We start from the raw sequence: 24718 nt of genomic DNA on the forward strand, positions 1-24718 counted from the left end.
TGCACCTCGAGGGCGCCGCATGCGAGGCGCGCGCGAACGCGCCGGCCCCGGGCGAACCCGCCGGGCCGGACGTCCCGTCACCCGAAACGCCAAATCACGCCGAGGAGTTGTCATGGCAAACATCACGGCCGCCCCCGCCTGCCTGCAGTGCGAGACGGACATCGCCGTGCCGTCCGACGTCGAACTGGGCGACATCCTGGCCTGCCGCGGCTGCGGCCAGGAGCACGAAGTGCTGGACACCGCGCCGGTCGTCCGTCTGGACCTGGCGCCGGAGGTCGAGGAGGACTGGGGTGAGTGACGCCCCTGCGGACGTGCTGGTCTCCGTCACGATCATGCGCCCGGAGGAAAAACTTCTCCTCTCGGCGTTCCGCGCGGCCGGTCTGACCGCGCGGTCCGTGACGCCCCGCCATACCACCGCGTTTCTCAACGACCCGGCGCTCGCGCCGCGGCTGGTCATCCTGCGCAACGTCTCCCACCGCGAGCTGGCGGGGATGTCCGACCGCTTCGAGCATGCCGGTATCCCCACCCTGAACTCGCCCGCCGCCGTGCGCCTGTGCCTGTCCAAGGACCTGCAGGCGCTCGCCTTCGCCCGCGCCGGGCTCCCCCACCCGACCACCCGCATCGCCTTCTCGGCCGAGCAGGTGGGCGAGCAGATCGAGGCCCTCGGCGGCCACGCCGTCGTCAAGCCGGTCAGCGGCTCCTGGGGCCGGGGCATCGTGCACATCACCACCCCCGCGGAGCTGGCCGCCTGGAGCGGCGGCTGGGAAGGACTGGACCCCGCAGGGCGCTCCTTCCCGGTGGTCGTGCAGCAGTACATCCCCAAGCCCGGCTTCAACGAGCGGGTGATCATCGTCGGGCACACGCCGGTCGTGGCCTACAAGCAGGTGAGCCCCGACCTGCGGACCAACACCCACCTCGGCGGGACGGTCGAGCCGATCCCGCTGTCGCCGAGGTCGGCGGAGCTGGCCAGGCGCGTCGTGGACCTGTTCGGCCCCGGCTTCTACGGCGTCGACCTGGCCGAGTCGGCCGAGACCGGCGAGCTGTACGTGCTGGAGGTCAACACCAATCCCGAGTTCGCCAAGTCGGTGGGCGTCCACGGCGTCGACATCCCCGCCCACCTGGCCCGCTTCGCCCGCTCGGTCATCGACGCCCAGGACCGGGCCGGCAGGTTCGCCGAGCGGAAGGAGAGGGCGGCATGACCGAGCGGATGAGAGTCGCCGTGCTCGGGGCGAGCGGCTTCATCGGCGCCGAGCTGATCCGGCTGCTGAGCGACCACCCGCAGGCCGAGGTGTCGTTCATGTCGTCCCAGCAGCACGCGGGCAAGCCGCTCGGGCAGGTGGTGTCCGGGCTGCGCAACTCGCGGCTCGCCGGGCGGCGGCTGCGCGCCGCCGACGAGCTGTCCAAGGTGGACGTGGCGTTCTCGTGCCTGCCCAACGGGGTGCTCCCGCGCATCCTCGACGAGGTGAGCGGCCAGGCCGACCTGGTGCTGAACGTCGCCGGCGACTACCGGCTGCGCGACCCGGGCGAGATCGCCGAGCACTACCCCGAGTCGGCGGAGGGCTGGCGCGAGCCGATCCCCTACTACGTGCCGGAGTTCACCGCCAAACCGAGCGAGCCGGTGGTCAACCTGCCGGGCTGCATGGCCTCGGCCGGGCTGTACGCGCTGTACCCGCTGTTCCGCGACGGGCTGGTGGAGCCCAGGGCGGTGGTCGACGCCAAGACCGGCTCCAGCGGCGGCGGCAACCACAGCGCCGAGCATCCGGCGCTGCGCGACGGCAACGTGCGGGTGCACAAGCTGCACGGGCACCGGCACGCGCCGGAGATCCGCCAGGCCCTGTCCACCTGGACGGGCGCCGCGCCGGAGCTGCAGTTCTCCGCCTTCAGCCTGCCGGTGACCCGCGGGGTGTTCGCCACCGCCTACACCTGGCTGCGCGAGGGCGTGGACGCCGGCCAGGTGCGCCGCGCCTACGCCAGGGCCTACGCGGACGCCCCGTTCGTGCGCATGAGCAACGGGCGCTCGCCGATGGCGTTCCCCATGCTCAAGACCGTGGTCGGCTCCAACACCGCCGAGGTCGGGGTGTCGGTGGAGGGCTCCCGCTGCGTGGCGGTGTCCGCCCTGGACAACCTGATCAAGGGCGGGGCCGGCCAGGCCGTCCAGGCCATGAACCGCATCTTCGGCCTGGAGGAGACCCTCGGACTGCCGGAGGTGGGACCATGGCCGTGAGCAGGGCCGTGAGCACGGCCGCCGGGTACGGCGCCCCCGCGTTGAAGGCCGTCAACGGCCACCGGGCGCTGTACGTGGTCAAACTGGGCAGCTCGACGCTGCGCCACGACGGCGTGTACGACGAGCTGGCCGAGCTGAGCGGGCGCGGCGTCCGGCTGCTGGTGATCACCGGCGGCGCGGCCGACATCAAGTTGCACTACGCCCTCATCGGCCGGCCGGTCAGGACGCTGACCCTGCGCGGCGGCGACGAGGTGCGCTACTGCCCTCCGGACGAGATGACCCACATCATCGACGCCTACGAGCAGATCACCCTGCCCCGGGTGCGCGAGGAGCTCGGCCGGCGCGGGCTGTCGGTGTTCGCCACCACCGGCCGGGCCGAGAGCCTGGTCACCGCGACGCCGAACGGCCCCATCCGGGCGCTGGACGGCGGCCGGCAGCGCTTCGTACGCGACCACCGCGCCGGCACCGTCACCCAGGTGGACGGCGCCCGCCTGGCGCGGCTGCTGGAAGCCTTCGACGTGGTGTGCCTGTCGCCGCCGGTGGCCGCCACCGACGGCGGCTCGGCGCTCAACGTCGACGCCGACGTGCTGGCCGCCGAGGCGGCGCTGGCCCTGGACGCCGACCACCTGCGGCTGGTGACCGGGACGGCGGGGCTGCTCACCGACCCGGCCGACCCCGGCAGCACGCTTCCGGAGGCCGCCGCGGGCGAGGGCATGGGCTACGCCGGGGGCCGGATGCGGCAGAAGGTGCGCGCGGCCGAGCTGGCGCTGGCGGGCACGCCCGACATCGCCATCACCGGCCCGCACACCCTGGACGCGCGGGGCGGCACCCGCTTCTGGCGGGCCCCCGCCCCCGCGCCCGACCTGGGGCTGCTGACCCGGATGGTCGAGCTGTCCTCGGTGTCGGGCGACGAGCGGGAGCTGGCCGACTACCTGGTCGACTGGTGCGCCGCGAACGGCGTGGACGCGCGCGTCGACGCGGCCGGCAACCTGGTGGCCACCCGCGGCACCGGGCCGCGGCGGCTGCTGATGCTCGGCCACCTGGACACGGTGCCCCACCGGTGGCCGGTCCGCTGGGACGGCGAGGCGATCACCGGGCGCGGCAGCGTCGACGCCAAGGGCAGCCTGGCCGCCTTCCTGGCCACGCTGGCCGCCCTGGAGGTGCCCGAGGACGCCACCGTGCGCGTCGTCGGCACCGTCGAGGAGGAGCGCACCGCCGAAGGCGCGTTCTACGCCCGCGACCACTACCCGGCCGACGCGGTGATCATCGGCGAGCCGAGCGGGGCCGCGGCCCTGACCGTCGGCTACCACGGGGTGTGCAAGGCGCGCCTGAGCGTGTCCCAGACGACCGCGCACACCGCGGGCAAGGCGGCGCGGACCGCGGCCAGCCGGATCGCCGACGCCGTCACCGCGGCGGAGGCGGAGGTCGCCCGCCTGGGCGCCGACACGCTGTTCGCCGTGCTCAGCCTGCGCGCGGGCAGCGAGGGCGAGGCCCAGACGGCCGAGGCCGTCGTGGACGTGCGGGTCCCGCCCGGCACCACGACGAGCGAGGTCATCGACGCCCTGCGCAGGGCGGCCCCCGACCCGGTGCGGGTGGAGACCCTGCTGGCGACCCCCGCCGTGGCCACCCCGCGGACCAGCGCGCTGGTCAAGTCGTTCACCCGCGCCCTGCGGGCCACGACCGGCGCCTCGCCCCGGCTGCTGGCCAAGAAGGGCAGCAGCGACATGAACACCCTCGCCACCACCTGGCGGGAGGTCCCGATGGTGGCCTACGGGCCGGGCGACGCCGCGCTCGACCACACCCCCCACGAGCGCCTGGAGGCGGCCGAGTACCGGCTGGCCGTCCAGGTGCTCGGCGAGGCGGTGCGGCGCTGGCTGCGCGACGGCGCGTCCGCCGCGCCCGCGGTCACCCCCGTGCCGGCGGTCACCGCGGTTCCCGCAGTGCCCCCCGTGCCCGCCATCGCGGGCGCCGTGACGACGGGAGAAAGGAGATGAACGACATCGACCTGGCCCGCGAGCGCGCCCTGCGCGCTCGCGGGTCGGTGGTAGACATGGCCGCGAGCCCGGCGGGCTGCCACCTCGGCGGCAGCCTGTCGGTGCTGGACATCCTGGTCGCCGCGCACACCGTCGCGGAGTCCAGGCCCGGCGTCGAGGTCGTCCTGAGCAAGGGCCACGCCGCCGCCGCGCTGTACGCGGTGCTGCACCAGACCGGCGACATCGAGGAGGACCCCGCGCCGCGCTACGGCCGGGCCGGCGGCCCCTACACCGGTCACCCCTCCCCCAAGGTGCCCGGCGTGCGGTTCCCCACCGGCAGCCTCGGCCACGGGCTCGCCTACGCGGCCGGCTGGGCGCTGTCGCGGCGGCTGCTCGGCGAGCCCGGCGGCGCCATCGCCGTGGTCGGCGACGGCGAACTGCAGGAGGGCCTGGTGTGGGAGACCCTCCAGATCGTCCAGGCCAAGCGCATCGGCGGCCTGACCGTCGTGGTCGACGTCAACGGCGGCCAGAACGACGGGTACGTGGCCGACATCTCGCCGATGACCGACCTGCCGGCGCGGCTGGCCGCGTTCGGGTTCGAGGTGGCCGAGGTGGACGGGCACGACATCGAGAAGCTCGCCGCCGTGCTGGTCCCCGAGGACCGGCCCAAGGCGGTGCTCGCCGCGACCGTCAAGGGCAAGGGCGTGCCCGCCACCGAGGGCAAGGCCGCCTCCCACTACGTCAAGATCAGCCCGGCCCGCGCCCGGCAGTGGAAGGCGGTGCTCCGATGACGCTCCCCGGACGCGAGGCCTACAAGGACGAGCTGACCGCGCTCGCGGCCCTCGACCCGCGCATCGTCTGCCTGGAGGCCGACCTCGGCGGCCCGTCGCACCCGTTCGCCGAGCGCTTCCCCGAGCGGTTCCTCAACCTGGGGATCGCCGAGGCCGCCGCGGTGGACATCGCGGTCGGGCTGGCCTCGGCCGGCCTGCGGCCCTTCCTCAGCACCTTCGCCGCGTTCGGCACCTGGCGGGCGGCCGAGAGCGTCAAGCTCGGGCTCGGCTACCAGCAGGCGCCGGTCGTGCTGGTCTGCCCGTACGGCGGGGTGTCCGGCGGCTGGTTCGGGCCCACCCACCACAGCCTGGAGGACCTGGCCGTGGTGCAGAGCCTGCCCGGGGTGCGCATCGCCGTGCCGTGCGGCGAGGCCGAGACCCGGGCGGTCATCCAGGCCGCCGCCGACGAGGACCGGCCCTGCTACGTGCGGCTGGCGCGCAACGAGCCCTACGAGGCGCCGTTCGAGCCGGCCGGGCGCGGCGAGGTCGGCTGGGTCAGCGGCACGGGCGGGCCCACCCTGCTGGTGTCGGTCGGTGAGAAGCCCGCGCAGCTCTGCGTGGCCGCCACCGAGCGGCGCCCGGACCTCTCGCACGCCCACCTGTGCTGGGTGGACTTCGAGAGCCTGTCGCAGGCCGCCGCCGAGCTCGCCGACCACGCCCGGCGGATCGTCGTGGTCGAGGAGCACCGGGCCGCCGGCAGCGTCGCCTCGACGCTGGCGCTGCTGCTGCCCCGGCACGAGGTGCACAGCGTCAACGCCGGGCCCTCCTGGCCCTCGGAGGGCGGGTCCCACGACGAGACCCTGGCCGCGCTCGGCCTCACCGTGCCCGCCGTGCTGGCCGCGGCGGGCGCCGGCGAGACCCCCGCGGGCGCATCGGTCCTCGGCGCGTCCCGCCCGGCGCGGCCGCACGCCCCCCTCACCCGTCCGGCGGGCGCCCCCGCCGGCCGTCCCACCCCCAGCATGGCGAACCCCGGCGCCACGCTCTCCCCCACCACCTGAGCCAGGGAGCGACATGACAACGACAACCCACAGCAGCGCCACCGCCCTCGAGGTGACCCGCCAGACCCTCGCCGACCCGGCGCTGACCAGGCGCAGCCCCGGCGAGGAGTTCGCCTGGACCGTCTCGCGCGGCCGGGAGGACGGCGACACCGTCGTCCCGATCCACGGCTATCTGCCGGCGGCGTTCCCGCTGTTCGCCACCCGCCCGCGCTACACCGTCCGCCACCTGCTGAAGGTGGCCAGCGTGAGCGACCGGCCCTCCGCCTACGTCCGCGAGGCCCCCCAGGCGGGCCGGGACGTGCCCGGCAACACCTACGCCAGCACGCCGGAGTCGGCGTTCGGGCCGAGCGTCCAGCACGCCGAGCTGACCGACCTGGTGATCGACGTCCCGCTGCCGAAGGGCCTGCTGGACGAGCCCGCCCTGCTGGCCGCGTTCGTCGACTACCGCGTGCTGGTCCGCTTGGGCGTGGTGGAGAACGAGTCGCTGCTGCACGGCACCGCCGACGGAAGGATCAGCGGCCTGCTGACCCTGCCCGAGGTGCGCACCGGCGAGCTCGGCGACGACGTCTGCGCGGACCTGACCGCCGCCGCCGCACGCGTGGAGGACACCGGCGGCTCCTGCGACGGCATCGTCGCCCACCCGTCCCTGTACTGGCGGCTGGTGCAGGACGGCACCCTGAGCAAGCTCACCGAGGTGGGCATCAAGGTGGCCCGCACCCGCATGATGCCGCGCGGCAAGGCGCTGCTCGGCGACTTCCGCGCCGCGGTCACGCTGCTCGACCCGGGCGTGTCGTCCCTGTCACTGCGCAGGAACGCCGGGCCCGAGGGCGAGGACGTGGTCAGGGCGCACGCCCGGGTCGGCCTGGCCGTGCACCTGCCCCAGCACTTCCTGCTGCTGTCCCGCCCCTGATGCGACCGGAGGTTCACCCACGATGACAGACCGACCCAGAGTCCTGTACATCACCGGCTGGCTGCGCAGCGGCAGCACCCTCCTGGGGAACGTGCTCAACGAGCTTCCGGGGGTGCTTCACGCGGGCGAGCTGCACTATCTGTGGCAGAACGGGGTGCTGCGGGCGGGTACGAACTCGGTCTGCGGCTGCGGGGAGCAGGTTCGGGCCTGCCCCCTGTGGTCGGCGGTCCTCGCCTCCACCGGCGAGGAGGACCTCGCGGCCGCGGCGCGCGGCATGACGGCCGCCCAGCGGCGGCTGCTGCGCACCCGGCACACGCGGGCCCGGCTGGCCGAGACGCGGTCGGGCCGGCCCGCCCCGGCCCCGGTGGCGGCCGTGCTCGACCGGATGGCCGGGCTCTACCGCGAGCTGGCCGCCCGGGGCGGCGAGCGGCTGGTGGTCGACGGCTCCAAGTACCCGGCCGAGGCCGCGGCGCTGCTGGGGCGCGACGACCTGGACGTGCGGGTGCTGCACGTCGTGCGCGACCCGCGCGCCACCGCCCTTTCGTACCACAAGAGCAAGCAGTACATCTCGCCCATGAGCCCGGCGGCCAGCACCGCCTACTGGACGGGGTTCAATGTGGCCTCCGAGCTGGTCGGCTCCGCCGCCGGCGACCGCTACCTGCGGGTGCGCCACGAGGACCTGTGCGCGGCCCCGGCCGAGGTGGTCGAGCGGGTCATCCGGTTCGCCGGGCTGGACGACGCGACGCCGGTCGACGCCGGCGGGACCGTCCACCTGGGCGGCAACCACACCGTCACCGGCAACCCCGACCGGCTGCGTCAGGGCGCGGTGGCGATCCGCCCGGACGAGCGGTGGCGCACCGACCTGCCGGCCCGCCACACGGTGACGGCGACCGCTCTGGCCCTGCCGCTGCTGCCCCGTTACGGCTACCCGGTGCAGGTGCCGGGCCGCCGCACCCCGATCGGAAAGGAGAGCCTGAGATGGACCTCGGACTGACCGGGCGGGTCGCCCTGGTCGCGGCGGCGAGCAGCGGGCTCGGCCTCGGCGTGGCGCGCGCGCTCGCCGCCGAGGGCGCGCACGTGTCCATCGCCGCCCGCGATCCCGAGCGCCTGGCCGCCGCGCACGCCGAGGTCGACGCCGCCGGTCCCGGGCGGGTGCTGAGCACCGCGGTGGACCTGCGCCAGGACGGCGCGGTGGCCGGCTGGGTGGAGCGGACCGTCGCCGCGTTCGGCGCGCTGCACGTGGTGGTGACCAACTCCGGCGGGGTGCCGCACGGCCGGGCCGACGCCTTCACCCCTGACCAGTACCGGGAGGCGATGGACTCCTCCATGCTCCCGCACGTGGCGCTGGCGCTGGCCGCGCTGCCGCACCTGAAGACCGCCGGCTGGGGCCGCGTCCTGCTGATCACCTCCGAGGCGGTGCGCCAGCCGCTGCCGGGCACCGCCCTGTCGGCGACCGCCCGCCTCGGCCTGCTGGGCTTCGCCAAGGGCCTGGTGCACACCCTGGGCGCGAGCGGCGTCACGGTGAACGTGCTGGCGCCCGGGTGCCACCGCACGCCCGCGTTCGAGACCTTCCTGGACGCTCGCCTGGCCCACGACAAGGAGACCGCGCTCAAGGAGATCACCGCGGAGATCCCGCTCGGCACGGTCGGCGATCCGGACGATTTCGGGGCTCTGGCGGCGTTCCTCGCCAGTGAGCAGGCGCGGTTCGTCACCGGCACGGTGCTGGTCGCCGACGGCGGCAACACGCGGGGGCTGGGATGAGGGCGGCGGTGATGGACTACCAGCTCGGGCAGCTCGACGCGCTGGAGTCGGAGGCGATCCACGTCTTCCGCGAGGTCGCCGCCGAGTTCGAGCGTCCCGCCCTGCTGTTCTCCGGCGGCAAGGACTCCATCGTCCTGCTGCGCCTGGCGGAGAAGGCGTTCTGGCCGGCGCCGATCCCCTTCCCCGCGGTGCACGTCGACACCGGACACAACTTCCCCGAGGTGCTGGACTTCCGCGACCGGCGGGTGGACGAGCTCGGCATGCGGCTGGTGGTGGGCTCGGTGCAGGCCTCCATCGACGCCGGCCGGGTGGCCGAGCCGGGCGGGCGGTGGCCCAGCCGCAACCGGCTGCAGACCACGACGCTGCTGGACACCATCGCCGAGCACCGGTTCGACGCGGTGTTCGGCGGCGCCCGCAGGGACGAGGACAAGGCGCGGGCCAAGGAGCGCGTCTTCTCCTTCCGCGACGAGTTCGGCCAGTGGGACCCCAAGAACCAGCGGCCCGAGCTGTGGAACCTGTTCAACACCCGCATCCGCAAGGGTGAGCACATCCGGGTGTTCCCGCTGTCCAACTGGACCGAGCTGGACGTGTGGCAGTACATCGAGCGTGAACGGCTGGAGGTGCCCTCCATCTACTTCGCCCACGCCCGGCGGGTCTTCGAGCGCGACGGCATGCTGCTCGCCGAGAACCCGTACCTGTCGCCCGGCCCGGACGAGCCGGTGTACCGGACGACGGTGCGCTTCCGCACGGTGGGCGACATGACGTGCACGGGGGCGGTCTCCTCCGCCGCCTCCGACGTGGACTCGATCATCAAGGAGATCGCGGTCGCCAGGACCACCGAGCGGGGGGCCACCCGGGCCGACGACCGCGCGAGCGAGGCGGCGATGGAGGACCGCAAACGCGAGGGCTACTTCTGACCTTCAGGGGCCGGCGGGGGCGCGCCGGCGACCGCGTCCGAGCCGCCTCCCGGCGCCGCCCCCACCCCGCCACGCCCCCGCAATGCCCCGCAATGACACGGGCCTTGTCCGACTCGGCGAATCGAGCCAGCTATGACCGTGACTCCTCCGCTCCTTGAAGAGAGCGGCTTCTCGTTAAGCCGCTTTCGCAGCGTCGCGAAGGGCAAGCCCTGCCCTGAGGATGTTGATCGCCGCGTTCACGTCGGCGTGCGCGACATGCCCGCATCTCACACACCGGAACTCGGCCTGGGTGAGGCGGTTCTCCTTTGCCTGGTGCCCGCATCGGGCACAGGTGCGGGATGTGCCGGCGGGGTTCACCGCGATCAGCTCTCGACCGGCACTTTCAGCCTTGTGCGACAGGATCGTCAGGAACACCCCCCAGCCCGCGTCGAGAATCGAACGGTTGAGACCGGACTTGCCGGCGACGTTGCGCCCTGGGGCATCGAGCGTCCCGGACGCCGAGCGGGTCATGTTCGCGATCCGCAGGTCCTCATGCACGATGACGTCGTAACCGCGCACCACGGCCAGGGCGGCCTTGTGCGCGCCGTCCAAGCGTCGGCGGCGCACCTTGGCATGCAGGGCGGCGACCCGGGCTGCGGCCTTGCGGCGGCGCTTGGAACCGCGCCTTTTGCGGGCGAGGTCGCGCTGGGCGGCGGCCAGGCGGCCGGCGTAGGCGGCCAGATGGCGCGGGTTGGCCAGGTGCCTGCCGTCGCTGGTGGTGACCAGCGACGACACTCCCATGTCGATCCCGGCCGCCGCACCGGTCGCGGGCAGCGGTTCGGCGGGCACGCCGTCACACGACAGCACCAGGTACCAGTGGGAACCCTCCCGCTTGGCGCTGATCGTCTTGACGGTGCCCCGCACGGGCCGGTGCTTGTGGACTCGGACATGCCCCACGCCCTGGAGACGGACGAACGTCGCCGACGGGTGATCGGACTGGGCGTCCCACCGGCAGCCGTCACCGTTGCTGGGCCAGGTCACGGTGTCGAACCGGCCCTTACCTTTGAAACGGGGAAAGCCCGGCGCGCGCCCGGCCTTGGCCCGGGCGAAGAACGCCGCGAACGCCCTGTCCAGACGGCGCAGGGTGGCCTGCTGGGAGGAGAACGACCACCGGCCCTGACCCGAGGGATCCTCGGCGCGAATGTGCTTCAACTCGGCCGACTGATCGCCGTAGCTGATGCTCACCCCGGCTTTGGCGTAGGCGGTGCGGCGGTGCTCCAGCGCAGCGTTGTACAAGGCGCGGTGATCGTCCAGGCACGCCGTCAGCGCGATCACCTGCTTGCCGGTAGGGCGCAGCAAGAATTTGTACGACCTACGCACGGCTCTCCTGCTTGGGGATGCGCTCGTCCTGCGTCTGGATGTAACACCGCACCATCTCAGCCGGCACCGCGCCAGCCGTGGCCACCACGTACGACCGCGACCAGCGTGACCACAAGGTGGGCAACCGGGAACGCAGGTGCGCAAACCGGACCCGTAGGTGGTAGGGAATGAAGCCTTTGAACCGGTCGGTCACGAACGACGGCGTGGTGTTCGGGTACAGCTTGACCAACAGCCACCCACGGCCGGGCATGACCTCCAGCGCCACGATCGGCCGGCCGTGCTCGGCAGCCTTGACCCGGCCGCCCACAACGGGGCGGCGGTACTTCGGGCACCACACGAGGCGGCACCCGAGGTCGTACGCCGCGCCGGGAGAGGTGCGCACCTGACGAGTCACACGATCTTTTTAGCAGCACTATGCATCTGACATGCGGTGATTGGAGAACTCTGATGCGCAGACCTGACCGGTCAGGACACGCCCGGGCCTTGGCGGCCCTCCCGCTCCCGATTCCTCCGTCGCCTGAAGGCGACGGTCCCCTCGGGAGGATGTGATGGACATCCTCCGGTTCGCGACGGCCGGCTCGGTCGACGACGGCAAGAGCACGCTCGTCGGCCGCCTGCTGTACGACTCCAAATCGATCTTCGAGGACCAGCTCGACGCGGTCGAACGCGTCAGCCTGGCCCGCGGGAACGACCGCATCGACCTGGCGCTGCTCACCGACGGCCTGCGGGCCGAGCGGGAGCAGGGCATCACCATCGACGTGGCCTACCGCTACTTCGCCACGCCCAAGCGCAAGTTCATCATCGCCGACACCCCCGGCCACGTGCAGTACACCCGCAACATGGTGACCGGGGCCTCCACCGCCGACCTGGCCATCGTCCTGGTCGACGCGACCAAGGGCGTGCTGGAGCAGAGCCGCAGGCACGCCGTCCTGCTCAGCCTGCTCGGCGTGCCGCACATCGTGGTGTGCGTCAACAAGATGGACCTGGTCGGCTACAGCCAGGAGGTCTTCGAGCGCATCAAGGACGAGTTCACGGCGTTCGCCGCCAAGCTCACCGCCTCCGACGTGACCTTCGTGCCCATCTCGGCGCTGAACGGCGACAACGTGGTCGCCCGATCGCCGGAGATGCCCTGGCACGAGGGCGGCTCGCTGCTGCACCTGCTGGAGACCGTGCACATCGCCTCCGACCGCAACCTGGTCGACCTGCGCTTCCCCGTGCAGTACGTGATCAGGCCGCAGACCGGCGACCACCGCGACTACCGGGGCTACGCGGGCCAGCTCGCGGGCGGCACGCTGCGGCCCGGCGACGAGGTGCTGCACCTGCCGTCCGGGCTGACCACCCGGGTCACCGCCATCGACACCCTCGACGGGCCGGTGGCGGAGGCGTTCCCGCCGATGTCGGTGACGCTGCGGCTGGCCGACGACATCGACATCTCCCGCGGCGACATGCTCTGCCGTCCCCGCAACGCGCCGTCGGTCACCCAGGACGTCGACCTGATGGTGTGCTGGATGGGCGACCAGCCGATGCGGCCGCAGTCCACGCTGACCGTCAAGCACACCACCCGCACCGCGCGGGCGCAGGTCCGCGACCTGCACTACCGGCTCGACGTGCACACGCTGCACCGCGACCAGGACGCCGGCGTCCTGCGCCGCAACGAGATCGGCAGGGTGAGCCTGCGGGTCACCCGCCCGCTGTTCTGCGACCCCTACTCGCGCAACCGGCTCACCGGCGGGGTCATCCTCATCGACGAGGCGACCAACGCCACGGTGGGCGCCGGAATGATCACCGGGTCGGGCGGCCTCGACTGAAGTCCCGCCTGCCGTCACGCGGACGCGGCGCCACCCCCGGGACGGACCCGCCCGGGGGTTCCGGGCGGCCGGTCCGCGAATTGAGTAACGCCGGGCGCCAATGGAGTAGCGCCGGCCATTAACCCGGCACCGCCGCCTTTCGTACCTTCGTCTTGGCAAACGGCGCCGCCCCCGTATGTCCCCCTTAACCGGAAGGAGCTCCGATGCCCACCTTGCGACCGTCGGATCTCGATACTCTCGCCACCGCCGTCGTGGACTCCATCGCGGTTGCCCTCGACCCGGACGCGCCCCAGTCGGGCCTTTACTACTGGGAGTGCGCGCGCCCGTTCACCGGAGCGGTGGTGGAGGCCGTGCGCGACGCCGAGGACCCCGCCGTCCGGGAGCTCGGACGCGCCCTGATCGCCGACCCGTCCGACGCCGTCCGGTACGCCGCCCTGCGCGAGGCCCTGAAGGCGCCCGAGGCGCAGGGGCCGAGCCTCGACCGCATCTTCGACCTGGCGTGGCAGTCGGAGTGCAACAACCGCCTGGGCCACCATGTGGGCGCCGCCTACACGGCCAAGGAGAGCGTGGTCACCGTCGAAGAGCTGCGCACCCTGCCGCCGGGGCCCGGGCTGCCGGCCGGCGCCGACCCCGAGGTGCTCATCGTCGTGCCCTTCCGCGACCGCGACACCGGCGGCGCCCGCCTGCGCAACCTGCTGGCGTGCCTGCAGTCGCTGCGCGACCAGTCCTTCCCCCGCGAGCGCTACCAGGTCACGGTGGTGGAGTCCGACTCCTTCCCGCGCTGGCGCGACGTCATCGAGCCCTACGCCGACAACTACCTGTTCGCCCCCAAGGCGAGCACCTTCAACAAGTCGTGGGTGGTCAACGTCGGCGTGGTGCACTCCCCCGGCCACTCGGAGGTCATCTCCATCCTGGACGCCGACGTGCTCGCCGACCGCGAGTTCGTCGAGCGCAACGCGACCCGGTTCGAGCGGCCCGGCACGATGGGCCACCTCACCTACCGCAACATGCTCTGCCTGGACACCCCCTCCAGCCAGAGGGCGATCAAGGAGCGGCTGTGGGACCGCGCCGGCCGGCCTGATCTGGACCGGCTGCGCGGCTACACGCTGCGCCGCGGGCCGGGCTGCTCGCTGTGGGTGCGCACCAGCGCCTTCCACCGCATCGACGGCATGGACGAGCGGTACGAGGGCTGGGGCGGCGAGGACATCGACTTCAACTACCGCTTCGACTTCGCCAACGCCTACGACAGCTACGACGACCCGCTGCTGCACCTGCGCCACCCCCCGGCGTCGGCGCTGCGCGAGGACGGCGAGCTGACCAACGCGCACATCCCGCCGCTGAGCTGGAAGCCCGAGGAGCCCATCGGGCGCATCGACCGCTTCGCCCACGAGTTCACCGAGCGCGCCGAGCGCGGCGACTCGGCGGAGCGCGCCACGGCGGTGGAGGCGGCATGACCCTCATCCACGACCTGTCGGCCGCCGGCAGGTCCGAACGGACCCTGGGAACCGACCGGATCGACCGCAACCTCGACCTGGCCGGCAAGCTGTACCAGCGGTCGGTGTACCCGAGCGCCGCGGAGGTCGCGCACGGGCGCAGGCTCGGCTCCCCCCTGGTGGTCGACCTGGACCCGACCACCCTGTGCGACCTGGCCTGCCCCGAGTGCATCAGCGCCGGGGTGCTGCATAAGGGCCAGCTCTCGCGCGACCGCATCGTCGAGCTGGCGCACGAACTGGCCGCCTCCAGCGTCAAGGCGGTGATCCTCATCGGCGGCGGCGAGCCGCTGATGCACCGGTCGATCGGGACGATCATCACGATCCTGTACGAGGCCGGCATCCAGGTCGGCCTGGTCACCAACGGCACGCTCATCGCCCGCTACATCGACCAGCTCGCCGAGATGGTGTCCTGGGTGCGGGTGTCGATGGACGCCGGCACGATGGAGACCTACGACAAGTTCCGGCCGAGCCGCCGCAAGACCAGCGTCTTCCCGCTCATCGTGGACAACCTGCGGGCGCTGGCCGAGCGCAAGCGCGGCGCGCTCGGGTACTCCTTCCTGCTGATGCAGCGCCGCGACGCCGCGGGCGCCGTGGTCGACACCAACTACCACGAGGTTTACACGGCCGGGAAGCTCGCCAAGGACCTCGGCTGCGACTACTTCGAGCTGAAGGCGATGCTCGACGACGACCACTTCACCGTCAACCAGACGCCCGCCGACGTCGCCCTGGTCGAGGAGCAGATCGCCCGGCTGCGCGAGCTGGAGGACGGCTCGTTCCACCTGCTCGGCTCCTCCAACTGGGAGACGGTGCGCCACGACCTGGACCCGGTGCAGCCCAAGGACTACCGCACCTGCCACGTGGCCGAGCTGCGCACGACCGTGACGCCGAACGGCGTGTTCGTCTGCCCCTACCACCGGGGCAACGACAAGGCCAGGCTCGGCGACATCAACGAGTCGTCCTTCGCCGAGCTGTGGGCCAAGGCGGACACCACCGTCGTCGACCCGAGCACCGACTGCCGGTTCCACTGCGCGCGGCACCAGACCAACCTGGAGATCGCCGCGATGCCCGGCCGTGGCCGGCCGGTGGAGCTCCTCGACGACTTCGACCCCTTCATCTAGGCGGCGGGAATGCGCATCGCGGTGATCGGAGCGGGGCCCGCGGGCCTCACCAGCGCCAAGCAGGCGCTGGAGGCGGGACATGACGTCGTGGTGTTCGAGAAGCACGACGACGTGGGAGGCATCTGGAATCCGGCGTCGCTCGGCGCCTACGAGGGCGTAAGGATGCAGACCTCGCGGTCCGGCTTCCCGTTCTCCGACTTCGCCCCGCGGCAGGGCGGCGACTTCCTGACCGTCCCCGAGGTGCACGCGTACCTGCGCGGATACGCCGAACGGTTCGGGGTGTGGCCGGTCATCCGGTTCGGGCACGAGGTGACCCGGGTGGCCGGCGGCGAGGGCGACTGGCACGTCACGGCCGAGTGCCGTGGCGTGCCGGTCACCGCCCGGTTCGACGCGGTCATGGTCGCCAACGGCGAGCTGTGGCGGCCCCGGGTGCCGCCCGCCGCCGGCGAGGCGCCGCACGGCGTCCGCGTGCTGACCGCCAAGGACTACCGCCGCCCGGACGCCTTCCGCGGCCTTCGCGTGCTGGTGGCCGGCGGCGGGGTGAGCGGCGCCGACATCGCCTCGGAGCTGGTCGGCGAGGCGGCGGCGGTCGACTGGGCGGTGCGCCGCAAGGCGCTGTTCCTGCCCCGCGACTGCGGCGGCCTGGCCAACGACATGCTGTTCTCCTACATCGGCCGGGTCGCCCTGGAGGAGATGCCCTTCGACGACTACCTGGCGTGGCTGTCGCGGCTGATGCCGGAGTACATGGCCATGTACCGGGACACGGGTCTGCTGCCGGAGACCGGATTCCACGGCGCCGTGCACGTCAACGAGAAGATCGTGCCGCACGTGCACCGCGGCGAGGTGGGGGCCCGCGCGGCGTTCGACCGCTTCGCCGCCGACGGCCGCGTCGTCTTCGCGGACGGGACGTGGGGCCGGTACGACGCGGTGATCCTGTGCCTGGGGTACCAGATGCCCGACTACGGGTTCGTCGAGGGCTTCGACCGCCGGGAGCTGTACGAGCACTTCTTCTGGTACCGGGACCCGTCCCTGGTGGTGGTCAACACCCCGGTGGACACCGACGCGTTCGGCACGGCCTGCCCGTACTTCGAGGCGATCGCCGGATGGGCGCTCGCCGTGCTGTCGGGCAAGGCCGAGCTGCCGGGCCGGGAGGAGATGGCCGCCTGGTGCGAGCGCCACATGGGCGCGCTGCACGAGCGCCGCTACTACGACTGCTGGCTGGAGACCGTCCGCATCGGCCTGGACAGCGGCGCGCTGCCCGACCCCGCCACCCAGTTCGCCGACTACTGGCGGCTGGTGTCGGGGGTCGTCGACCCGGCGAACCTGCGGCCGGGCGCGCAGGCCGACCGTCCGGCGCCCTGCGACGAGCTGTTCGACCTTCCCGGCCTCAAGCTGCGGGTCCTCGCCTGGCTGCCCCGGCCGGCGCTGGACGCTCTGCTGGCGTCCGGCCAGATCGGCGCGGCCGAGCACGCCGGGGCGCTGGAGGTGCCGCCGGCGCGCCGCGTCGCCCCGTGGCTGCCCTACCGCCAGCGGCTGCAGGGCGATCCCCCACCGCCCGCCGCGGGGACGGCGTCCCTGCGGGCGCGTCCCGGGCCGGACGCCGGCTAGTCCCGCCCTCACCCCCCAAGGAGACGATGTGTATTCGACGAAGAGCAGCGGCCTGCGCATCTTCAGGGACGGCGCGGTCACCCGCCTCGCGGCCGCCACCGCCGCCATCGGGGTGGGGGGCGCGATGGTGGTCCCCACCGTCAGCCTCTTTCTGGCCGACGCCGTGGGCGCCACGCCGCTGATGATCGGGGCGTTCGTCGCCGGGCGGGCGATCGCCGAGATCGCCACCGACCTGTCGGTCGGGGTTCTGTCGGACCGCATCGGCAACCGCAGGATCGTGCTGGGCGTGTGCGCCATGTTCGCGGCCGGGGGCGCGCTGTGCTACCTGTTCATGCGCGAGTACTGGCTGCTGCTGGCCTCCTCCGCGGTGATGTTCGGGCTCGGCGGCGCCACCTTCCCGCAGATGTTCGCCTACACCCGCGAGCTGGCCGAGACCCGCGGCCACGGCGTGACGTTCTTCAACTCGGCGCTGCGGGCGGTGACCTCGCTGGCCTGGATCGCCGGCCCGCCGCTGGCGTTCGCGCTGATCGCCACCCGCGGGTTCGAGACGCTGTACGGGGTCGCCGCCGTGCTCTACGCCATCGGCGGGGTGATCTGCTTCGTGGGGCTGCCCAACACCGACCGGCGGCCCGCCCCGGACGCGGACAGCACCGCCTCCCTCATCGCCGACGCCGAGACCGGCGGCTCCGGCGGGGCGGCCGTGACCGCGGAACCGGAGCGCAGGACGCGCAACCCGTTCGCGGGGCTGACCCCGAAGGTGAAGGCGCTGCTGGTCACGATCGTGCTGCTGCTGGCCGTCAACGCCATGTACCAGTTCGACATCGCGCTCTACATCACCAAGGACCTCGGCATGGACGAGGGGTTCACCGGGCTGGTCCTCGGGCTCGGCTCGGCGCTGGAGGTTCCCGCGATCATGTACATCGGCGCGAAGGCGGACCGCATCGGCCACTGGCGGGTGGTCATGGCGGCCGCCGTCTGCGCCACCCTGTTCTTCGCCGCCATGCCGTTCGCGACCTCCAAGCCGGCGCTGCTGCTGCTGCAGGTGCCCAACGCCATCTGGACGGCCATCGCGCTCAGCATCCCGGTGACCATCCTGCAGGACTCGATGCCCGACCGTCCCGGCGTCGCCTCCTCCCTGTACTCCAGCGCGTTCAAGGCGGGCATCTTCCTCGGCGGGGTCGTCGCCGGGATCGTCGCCCAGTACGTGGGCTTCACCAACGTCTTCTGGGCCTGCGCCGTCCTGTCCGCCGGAGCGCTCCTCTCCGTCCTCCTTAGGAGAAAAGCATGAAAAGCACGCCCACGTGCAGTGTGATCATCCCGACGTACAACCGGGCCGAGCTGCTCGCCCACACCCTCAACTCCCTCGTACGGCAGACCCTCTCCCCTGCGGACTTCGAGGTGCTGGTGGTCGACGACGGGTCGAGCGACGACACCGCGGCCGTGGTGGAGTCGTTCAAGGACCGTCTCGACGTGCGCTACTTCTACCAGGAGGACCGCGGCTACCGGGTGGCCAAGGCCCGCAACGTGGGCATCGCGAACGCCCGGGGCGAGGTCTGCGTCTTCGTCGACTCCGGCGTCCTGCTCGCCTCCGGCTGCCTTGTGGCCCACCTGGCCAGCCACGCGGCCTGGCCGGGCCCGGTGGCCGTGGTCGGCTACGTCTACTGCTTCAACGAGGGCAACGAGGACGGCGCGCAGATGCTGCGCGTGATCGACGTCGACGACCCCGACGCCACCATCGCCATGCTGCGCGACAAGGGGCAGTGGCTGGACATCCGCGAGGACTTCTACGCCATCTACGGCGACGACTTCGCCGACGAGCCGGTCCCCTGGGTCGTCTACTGGACCTGCGACGTCTCGGCGTCCACCGATCTGCTGCGCGAGATCGGCGGGTTCGACGAGTGGTTCAGCCGCTGGGGCGGGGAGGACGTCGAGATCGGCTACCGGCTGCACCGCGGCGGCGCCAGGTTCGTGCTCAACCGCGAGGCCGCGGCCATCCACCACCCGCACGAGAAGGACTACGACGCCAACGTCGGCGGCGCGCTCGGCAACTACGAGTACATCGCCCAGAAGCACGACACCCCGATCACGCGCCTGGTCGTCGGCAACCACTTCTTCCTGATCAACGACCTGGTCCGTGAGCGCGGCCTGCCCTCCTGCGAGGAGTACCTGGCCGGCGCGGCGGCGCCGGAGCCGGCGGGTACCGTCCACCCGAAGCTGCCCCTGCTGGAGCAGGCGGAGATCGTCACCGCGCGGGCGCGAGCCGCGCGCGAGCGGGCGCTGGCCAAGGTGGTGGAGCATGCGCGCTGAGCCGGCGGCGGGCGAGACGGTCATCGTCTTCGCCCCGCACCCCGACGACGAGGTCATCGCCTGCGGCGGCGTCATCGCGGCCAGGGCCGCCGCGGGCGCCCGCGTCCTCATCGTGTTCTCCACCGACGGGTCGCGCTCGCACAGCGCCGTCCTCGGCATCGACTCCGACCCCACACCCGCCGAACTGGCGGTCATCCGGCGCAAGGAGGCCGAGTCGGCCGCCAAGGCGCTCGGCGTGCCGGCCGAGAACGTGGTCTGGCTGGGCCACACCGACACCCGGCTCGCCGCGTCGATGGACGCCTTCCGCGCCCAGGTGACGCGCCTGCTGGCCGGGCACAGGGACGTGGCCGAGGTGTACCTGCCGCACGACGTGCGCGAGCTGAACGCCGACCACCGGCTGACCGGCGAGGGCGTGGCCGGCTGCCTGGCCGGGCTCGGCCTGTCGCCGCGGCTGCGCAAGTACGTGGTGTGGGACGAGGACACCGAGGCCGCGTTCGCGTTCGCCAACCGCGCCGAGCCCGAGCGCGAGCCGTCCCCCACCGAGCGGCTGGTGAGCGTGGACATCGCGCCGTGGGTGGCCCGCAAGCTGGACGCGCTGGAGGAGCACCGCACCCAGGTGACGCTGTTCTCCCCGGCGCAGACCCGCACCGTGGTGCCCGAGCCGTTCCTCGCGCGCCTGCGCGCCAAGCGCACCGAGGACTTCTGGATCGACGAGCCCGAGGAGGACGCGTGACCGGCCAGCCGGAGAACCGGACCACCGAGGACGCCGCCGCCGGCGGGACGGGGCGGGACGGCGCCGGGGCGCCCGCGGCCGGGCCGCCCTACTTCCCCGAGTGGCCGCGCGTGGCCTCGGCGTTCGCGGCCGACCCGCGGGTCGAGGAGCGCGTCGAGGGCATCCTGGCGCAGATGACGCTGGAGGAGAAGCTCGGCCAGATGATCCAGCCCGAGCTGGCCGAGCTGACTCTGGAGGACGCCCGCGAGTACAAGATCGGCTCGGCGCTGAACGGCGCCGGCATCTGGCCGGGCGGGAACCGGCACGCCGACGTCAAGGAGTGGGTCGAGACCGTCGACGCGTTCTGGGAGGCCGTCGAGGAGGGGTACGCCGAGCGTCCCTTCCGCGTCCCGTTCATGTGGGCCACCGACGCGGTGCACGGCCACAACAACGTGTACGGGGCGACGATCTTCCCGCACAACATCGGCCTGGGCGCCGCGCGCGACCCCGGCCTGGTGCGCAGGATCGGCGAGGCCACCGCCCGCGAGATCGCCGCGACCGGGATGGACTGGACCTTCGCCCCGACCGTCGCCACTCCCAGGGACCGCCGCTGGGGGCGCTACTACGAGGGCTACTCCGAGGACCCGGAGGTCGTGTACGCCTACGCGCGCGAGATGGTGAGCGGGTTGCAGGGCGGCACGGACGGGCTGGCCACCGACGCGCACGTCATCTCCACCATCAAGCACTGGGTCGCCGACGGCGCCACCTTCGAGGGCGTCGACCGGGGCACGGCCCGCTGCGAGGAGGACGTGCTGCGCAACATCCACGCGATGGGGTTCATCTCCGCCATCGAGGCCGGCGCGCAGGCGGTCATGGCGTCCTTCAGCGGCTGGTCGGGACCGGCCAACTACGACCACACCCCCGGGCGCCCGGTCGCCTACAACCACAAGATCTGCGGCAGCCGGTACCTGCTGACCGACGTCCTCAAGGGCGCGATGGGCTTCGACGGCATCGTGATCAGCGACTGGGACGCGCACGCCGAGGTGGCCGGCTGCACCGTCGGCGACGCCGGGTACGCGATCAACGCCGGGCTGGACGTGCTCATGGTGGCCGGGCGGGAGGCCTGGCGGTCGGTGTGGCGCAACGCCCGCGAGCAGGTCCTGTCCGGCGTCATCCCCATGGAGCGCGTCGACGACGCGGTGCGGCGGGTGCTGCGCGTCAAGATGCGGGCCGGGCTGTGGGACAAGCCGCGCCCGCGTGAGCGGTCGCTGGCGGGCGAGGCGTCGGTGCTCGGCCACCACGACCACCGCGCGCTCGCCCGCGAGGCGGTGCGCAAGTCGCTGGTGCTGCTGAAGAACGCGGGCGGCACGCTGCCGCTGTCCCCGGCGTCGCGGGTGCTGGTCGCCGGCAGCGCAGCCGACGACATCAGGAAGCAGGCAGGCGGCTGGACCCTGAGCTGGCAGGGCAACGAGGTGACCCTGTCGGACCTGCCCGGCGCGACGACGCTCGCCGCGGCCGTGGCCTCGGTCACCGGCGAGGACCGCTGCCAGGTGGACCCCTACCTGGAGCACGCCGACCCGGCCGCGTTCGACGTGGCCGTGGTGGCGATCGGCGAGGACTCCTACGCCGAGATGCGCGGCACGATCAAGCCGTGGGGGACGCTGGAGTACGCCAGGCTCAAGCAGTCCTACGCCCGCGACCTGGCGACGCTGCGCCGGCTCCGCGAGGCCGGGGTGCGCGTGGTGACGGTCATGTTCACCGGGCGCCCGCTGTACGTCACCGAGGAGATCAACCTGTCCGACGCGTTCGTGGTGGCCTGGCTGCCCGGCACCGAGGGAGTGGGGATCACCGACGTGCTGTTCGCCGGGCCCGACGGCGCGCCGGCCCACGACTTCCAGGGGCGGCTCACCTTCAGCTGGCCGCGCAGGAAGCGGTCGATGAGCGTCAACCGCGTCCCGCCGCACATCCCCGGCTACCGGGTGCCGGCGGAGGAGCTGTCCCCCGAGGGCGAACACGAGCCGCTGTTCCCCTACGGCTTCGGACTGTCCCTGCGCGACACGGGCACGGCCGCCGACCCCGGCGAGCTGCCGCTGGACCAGGAGCCCCCGCCGCCGCCCGCTCCCCCGGCCGCCGGGCCGCTGGAGGTGGCCGGAGCCCGCGCGGGCGGGGCGTACCGGCTGCGCATCGGCGGGCACAACACCTGGTCGCGGGAGGACATCTCCTTCGACCGGCCCACCGAGACGCTGGTGGTGCGGGCCGAGCCCGTCCCCGGGCCGGGCGGCACGTCCGCGGTGTCGCTGCGGTTCATGGGGTACGTGGCCTTCGTCTACGCGCAGGACCCCGAGCAGCGGCCGCGGGACCTGCGCGGCTACCGCGAGGCCGGCGGGCGCATCGCCTTCGACGTGCGGGTCGACGAGGCCCCGGACCTGCCGGTGTACCTCGGCTGTCACGACGACTACCCGGCCCAGCCCGGGCTGGACCTCGCCCCGTCCCTGCGCGCGCTGCCGGCGGGGACCTGGACCACCCTGGAGGTGCCTCTGACCGACCTCGAACGCGCCGGCGTGGACCTGCGCCACGTGGACGTGCCCTTCATGCTCTACACCGAGGGCAGGACGCTCCTTTCGATCGGCGAGGTGCGCTGGCTGACCGATTGACCGATTTCCAGTCGCTCGACCGCTTTGACCAGCCGCTTGACCTGAACGGCGGGAGTTCCCGAACTCCCGCCGTTCACCTTTGTGCGAAGGTGAAGTCAAACAGGACCGTCGCTTACGTTTCCGGGGCCGGGCACATAGGGTTGTCCGGGAGATCAACGAAGGGAAGCGGCGGGTGCCTACGGAAAGCGGGATCTGTTGGTGCGCACCCTGAAGATCCTCCTGGCGGAGGACGTCCACATGGTGCGTGGAGCGCTCGTGGCCCTGCTCGAACTCGAGCCCGATCTGACCGTCGTGGCACAGCTCGACCGGGGTGACGCGATCGTGTCGGCCGCCATGGAGCATCGGCCCGACGTGGCGATCATCGACATCGACCTGCCGGCCGTCGACGGCCTGACCGCGGCCGAGCTGCTGCGGCAGCAACTGCCGTCGTGCCGCACGCTCATCCTCACCAGCCTCGGCCGGCCGGGCACCGTGCGCCGCGCGCTCGCCGCCCAGGTGTCGGGGTTCCTGCTCAAGGACGCCCCCGCCGACCAGCTCGCGGAGGCGGTGCGCAACGTGGCCGCCGGCAAGCGCGTCATCGACCCCCAGCTCGCCCTGAGCGCCTGGGACGTGGGCGACAACCCGCTGTCGGAACGCGAGCTGCAGGTGCTGCGCATGGCCGCCAAGGGCGCCGAGGCCCCCGAGATCGCCGCCAGCCTCCACCTGTCCTCCGGCACGGTGCGCAACTACCTGACGACCATCGTCATGAAGCTCAACGCCCGCAACCGCGTCGACGCCATCCGCATCGCCACCGAGGCCGGCTGGGTCCCCTAGGCTCCGGGTCCGCGAGGACGGGAGCCGGAGCCGGCCGGGTCGCGAAGGGCCCGGTCAGGTTGACAGGGCGACGCGGTCGAGGAACCAGTAGAGGCTGACCGCCACGATGGGGGCCGACATGGCGACCGGCGCCCAGCGGGCCACGGACGTCCTGCGCAGCAGCGCCAGCAACGGGAAGACCACCGCGATGATCGCGAGCTGGGTCGCCTCGATGCCGAGGTTGAAGCTCAGCAGCGACAGCAGCAGTTCCCACGACCCGCTCTCGTGGATGTCCAGGCTGCCGGCGAAGCCCAGCCCGTGCACCAGACCGAAGGCGAAGACGACCGGCAGCCGCCATCTGCCCAGCCTGTCCTCCCGGCGGCCAAAGAGGTTGGCCAGCGCGACCACGGTGATGGACGCCGCGATGACCGGTTCGACGATCGCGCCCGGCACCGCCACGATCCCCATCGCGGCCAGCAGGAAGGTGATGCTGTGGGCGGCGGTGAAGGCGGAGGCCGTGACGACGACGTCGCGCGGGCGGCGCGCGCCGATCAGCAGGGCGAGCAGGAACAGGATGTGGTCGAGGCCGAACGCCAGGTGCTCGGCGCCGAGCACGGCGAACTCCCAGATCTGCTTCGCCGCCCGGCGCTGGTCGATGCGCAGGGTCGGGCTCTTGGCGACCAGGACCGCGGAGCCCTTCCTGCCGTCCAGGTCGTACCGGACGATGGTCTCGGTGCTGTGGACGAAGCTCTCCGCGTCGGGGAACAGCGCGCTGGAGATCGCGTGGACCCCTCCCGCTCCCCCCGGGCACGTGTAGGCGTAGGTGAGCACGGCGAACGCCACCTCGCCGCGCAGCCGCATGTCCGCGTCGCCGACCATCGTGGGCGTGCACGGTCTGTCGTCGTAGGAGACGGCGAAGCGGCGGGTGACATAGCCGGTCACCGCGTCGCGGTTGATCTCGAGCTGGCGGAGCCGCTCGGCCCGCTCCTTGGCCTCGTACGCCTCGGCGTAGAGCCAGGCCGACTTCATGAGCAGGTCGTACTCGAGGTCGAGCACGACCCGCACGCCCGTGCCCGTGCCGGTCACCTCGGCGTGGGCGGTCGTGGTCGCGTCGTGCGCCACCGCCGGGGCAGGACGCGCCAGGCACATGAGCACCCCACCGAGGGCGACGGTGAGGACGACGGCGGTCAGCCGGCGTCTGCGGGACATGTCCGGTCCCTTCCGTGTCGGGGATGGGCACGCCGCCCCGGACCG

At 72.8% G+C, this 24718-nt stretch carries 22 protein-coding genes; 19 read left to right on the forward strand and 3 right to left on the reverse strand.

What is annotated here, in order from left to right:
* The first annotated feature begins 112 nt into the window (after positions 1-112).
* The 10 genes from ACFQSB_RS27840 to cysD are packed head-to-tail and all read left to right on the forward strand — an operon-like array spanning position 113 to position 9613.
* A complete protein-coding gene (locus ACFQSB_RS27840) occupies positions 113-298 on the forward strand; it encodes a lysine biosynthesis protein LysW (protein ID WP_354835614.1) in 186 nt (61 codons plus the stop codon).
* Positions 291-1199 carry a RimK family alpha-L-glutamate ligase gene (locus ACFQSB_RS27845; protein ID WP_380829864.1) on the forward strand — a complete coding sequence of 303 codons (909 nt, stop codon included), beginning with the start codon at positions 291-293 and terminating at the stop codon, positions 1197-1199. Before ACFQSB_RS27840 ends, ACFQSB_RS27845 begins: the two co-directional genes overlap by 8 nt.
* Entirely contained in the window at positions 1196-2224 is a 1029-nt protein-coding gene (gene argC, locus ACFQSB_RS27850) for an N-acetyl-gamma-glutamyl-phosphate reductase (RefSeq protein WP_354835618.1), read from the forward strand. The genes ACFQSB_RS27845 and argC overlap by 4 nt, the downstream gene beginning before the upstream one ends.
* The gene (locus ACFQSB_RS27855) at positions 2215-4218 is read left to right on the forward strand and encodes a M20/M25/M40 family metallo-hydrolase (RefSeq protein WP_380829865.1); all 2004 of its coding nucleotides are present in this window, start codon (positions 2215-2217) and stop codon (positions 4216-4218) included. Before argC ends, ACFQSB_RS27855 begins: the two co-directional genes overlap by 10 nt.
* Complete coding sequence (locus ACFQSB_RS27860; protein WP_380829866.1) at positions 4215-4988, forward strand: 1-deoxy-D-xylulose-5-phosphate synthase N-terminal domain-containing protein; 774 nt, start codon at positions 4215-4217, stop codon at positions 4986-4988. Before ACFQSB_RS27855 ends, ACFQSB_RS27860 begins: the two co-directional genes overlap by 4 nt.
* On the forward strand, positions 4985-6025 hold the full coding sequence (locus ACFQSB_RS27865; protein WP_380829867.1) for a transketolase family protein: 1041 nt from the start codon (positions 4985-4987) through the stop codon (positions 6023-6025). Before ACFQSB_RS27860 ends, ACFQSB_RS27865 begins: the two co-directional genes overlap by 4 nt.
* A gap of 13 nt (positions 6026-6038) precedes the next feature.
* Positions 6039-6935, forward strand: a complete 897-nt coding sequence (locus ACFQSB_RS27870) for a family 3 encapsulin nanocompartment shell protein (RefSeq protein ID WP_354835626.1) — start codon at positions 6039-6041, stop codon at positions 6933-6935.
* A gap of 22 nt (positions 6936-6957) precedes the next feature.
* Positions 6958-7929 carry a sulfotransferase gene (locus ACFQSB_RS27875; RefSeq protein WP_380829868.1) on the forward strand — a complete coding sequence of 324 codons (972 nt, stop codon included), beginning with the start codon at positions 6958-6960 and terminating at the stop codon, positions 7927-7929.
* Entirely contained in the window at positions 7914-8696 is a 783-nt protein-coding gene (locus ACFQSB_RS27880) for an SDR family oxidoreductase (protein WP_380829869.1), read from the forward strand. Before ACFQSB_RS27875 ends, ACFQSB_RS27880 begins: the two co-directional genes overlap by 16 nt.
* Before the next feature lie 11 nt (positions 8697-8707).
* Positions 8708-9613: a sulfate adenylyltransferase subunit CysD gene (gene cysD / locus ACFQSB_RS27885; RefSeq protein WP_354835632.1), complete on the forward strand. Its 906-nt coding sequence runs from the start codon at positions 8708-8710 to the stop codon at positions 9611-9613.
* A gap of 174 nt (positions 9614-9787) precedes the next feature.
* Here the strand turns inward: cysD and ACFQSB_RS27890 are convergent, their stop codons facing one another.
* Together ACFQSB_RS27890 and tnpA are read right to left on the reverse strand one after the other, a co-directional pair.
* Positions 9788-10972, reverse strand: coding sequence for an RNA-guided endonuclease InsQ/TnpB family protein (locus tag ACFQSB_RS27890; RefSeq protein ID WP_380829870.1), 1185 nt, complete (start codon positions 10970-10972; stop codon positions 9788-9790).
* Entirely contained in the window at positions 10965-11366 is a 402-nt protein-coding gene (gene tnpA / locus ACFQSB_RS27895; protein WP_380829871.1) for an IS200/IS605 family transposase, read from the reverse strand. Before tnpA ends, ACFQSB_RS27890 begins: the two co-directional genes overlap by 8 nt.
* Before the next feature lie 154 nt (positions 11367-11520).
* Here tnpA and ACFQSB_RS27900 point away from each other — a divergent pair, with 154 nt between their 5' ends.
* The 9 genes from ACFQSB_RS27900 (at position 11521) to ACFQSB_RS27940 (ending at position 23485) form a co-directional block, all read left to right on the forward strand.
* A complete protein-coding gene (locus tag ACFQSB_RS27900) occupies positions 11521-12780 on the forward strand; it encodes a sulfate adenylyltransferase subunit 1 (protein WP_380829872.1) in 1260 nt (419 codons plus the stop codon).
* A gap of 203 nt (positions 12781-12983) precedes the next feature.
* Entirely contained in the window at positions 12984-14234 is a 1251-nt protein-coding gene (locus ACFQSB_RS27905) for a glycosyltransferase family 2 protein (RefSeq protein WP_380829873.1), read from the forward strand.
* Entirely contained in the window at positions 14231-15391 is a 1161-nt protein-coding gene (locus ACFQSB_RS27910; RefSeq protein ID WP_354835639.1) for a radical SAM protein, read from the forward strand. The genes ACFQSB_RS27905 and ACFQSB_RS27910 overlap by 4 nt, the downstream gene beginning before the upstream one ends.
* A 9-nt stretch (positions 15392-15400) precedes the next feature.
* On the forward strand, positions 15401-16999 hold the full coding sequence (locus ACFQSB_RS27915) for a flavin-containing monooxygenase (RefSeq protein ID WP_380829874.1): 1599 nt from the start codon (positions 15401-15403) through the stop codon (positions 16997-16999).
* Between the two features lie 28 nt (positions 17000-17027).
* Positions 17028-18287 carry a sugar efflux transporter gene (locus ACFQSB_RS27920; protein WP_380829875.1) on the forward strand — a complete coding sequence of 420 codons (1260 nt, stop codon included), beginning with the start codon at positions 17028-17030 and terminating at the stop codon, positions 18285-18287.
* The gene (locus ACFQSB_RS27925; protein ID WP_380829877.1) at positions 18284-19306 is read left to right on the forward strand and encodes a glycosyltransferase; all 1023 of its coding nucleotides are present in this window, start codon (positions 18284-18286) and stop codon (positions 19304-19306) included. Before ACFQSB_RS27920 ends, ACFQSB_RS27925 begins: the two co-directional genes overlap by 4 nt.
* Positions 19296-20039, forward strand: a complete 744-nt coding sequence (locus tag ACFQSB_RS27930) for a PIG-L deacetylase family protein (protein ID WP_380829878.1) — start codon at positions 19296-19298, stop codon at positions 20037-20039. The genes ACFQSB_RS27925 and ACFQSB_RS27930 overlap by 11 nt, the downstream gene beginning before the upstream one ends.
* On the forward strand, positions 20036-22672 hold the full coding sequence (locus ACFQSB_RS27935; protein ID WP_380829879.1) for a glycoside hydrolase family 3 protein: 2637 nt from the start codon (positions 20036-20038) through the stop codon (positions 22670-22672). The genes ACFQSB_RS27930 and ACFQSB_RS27935 overlap by 4 nt, the downstream gene beginning before the upstream one ends.
* Positions 22673-22870: 198 nt before the next feature.
* Positions 22871-23485 carry a response regulator transcription factor gene (locus ACFQSB_RS27940; protein ID WP_380829880.1) on the forward strand — a complete coding sequence of 205 codons (615 nt, stop codon included), beginning with the start codon at positions 22871-22873 and terminating at the stop codon, positions 23483-23485.
* 54 nt (positions 23486-23539) lie between these two features.
* Here ACFQSB_RS27940 and ACFQSB_RS27945 read toward each other — a convergent pair whose 3' ends face one another.
* Positions 23540-24673, reverse strand: coding sequence for a HupE/UreJ family protein (locus tag ACFQSB_RS27945; RefSeq protein ID WP_380829881.1), 1134 nt, complete (start codon positions 24671-24673; stop codon positions 23540-23542).
* Between the last annotated feature and the right edge of the window lie 45 nt (positions 24674-24718).

This window comes from Sphaerisporangium rhizosphaerae (assembly GCF_042665155.1).
Taxonomy (GTDB): domain Bacteria; phylum Actinomycetota; class Actinomycetes; order Streptosporangiales; family Streptosporangiaceae; genus Sphaerisporangium; species Sphaerisporangium rhizosphaerae.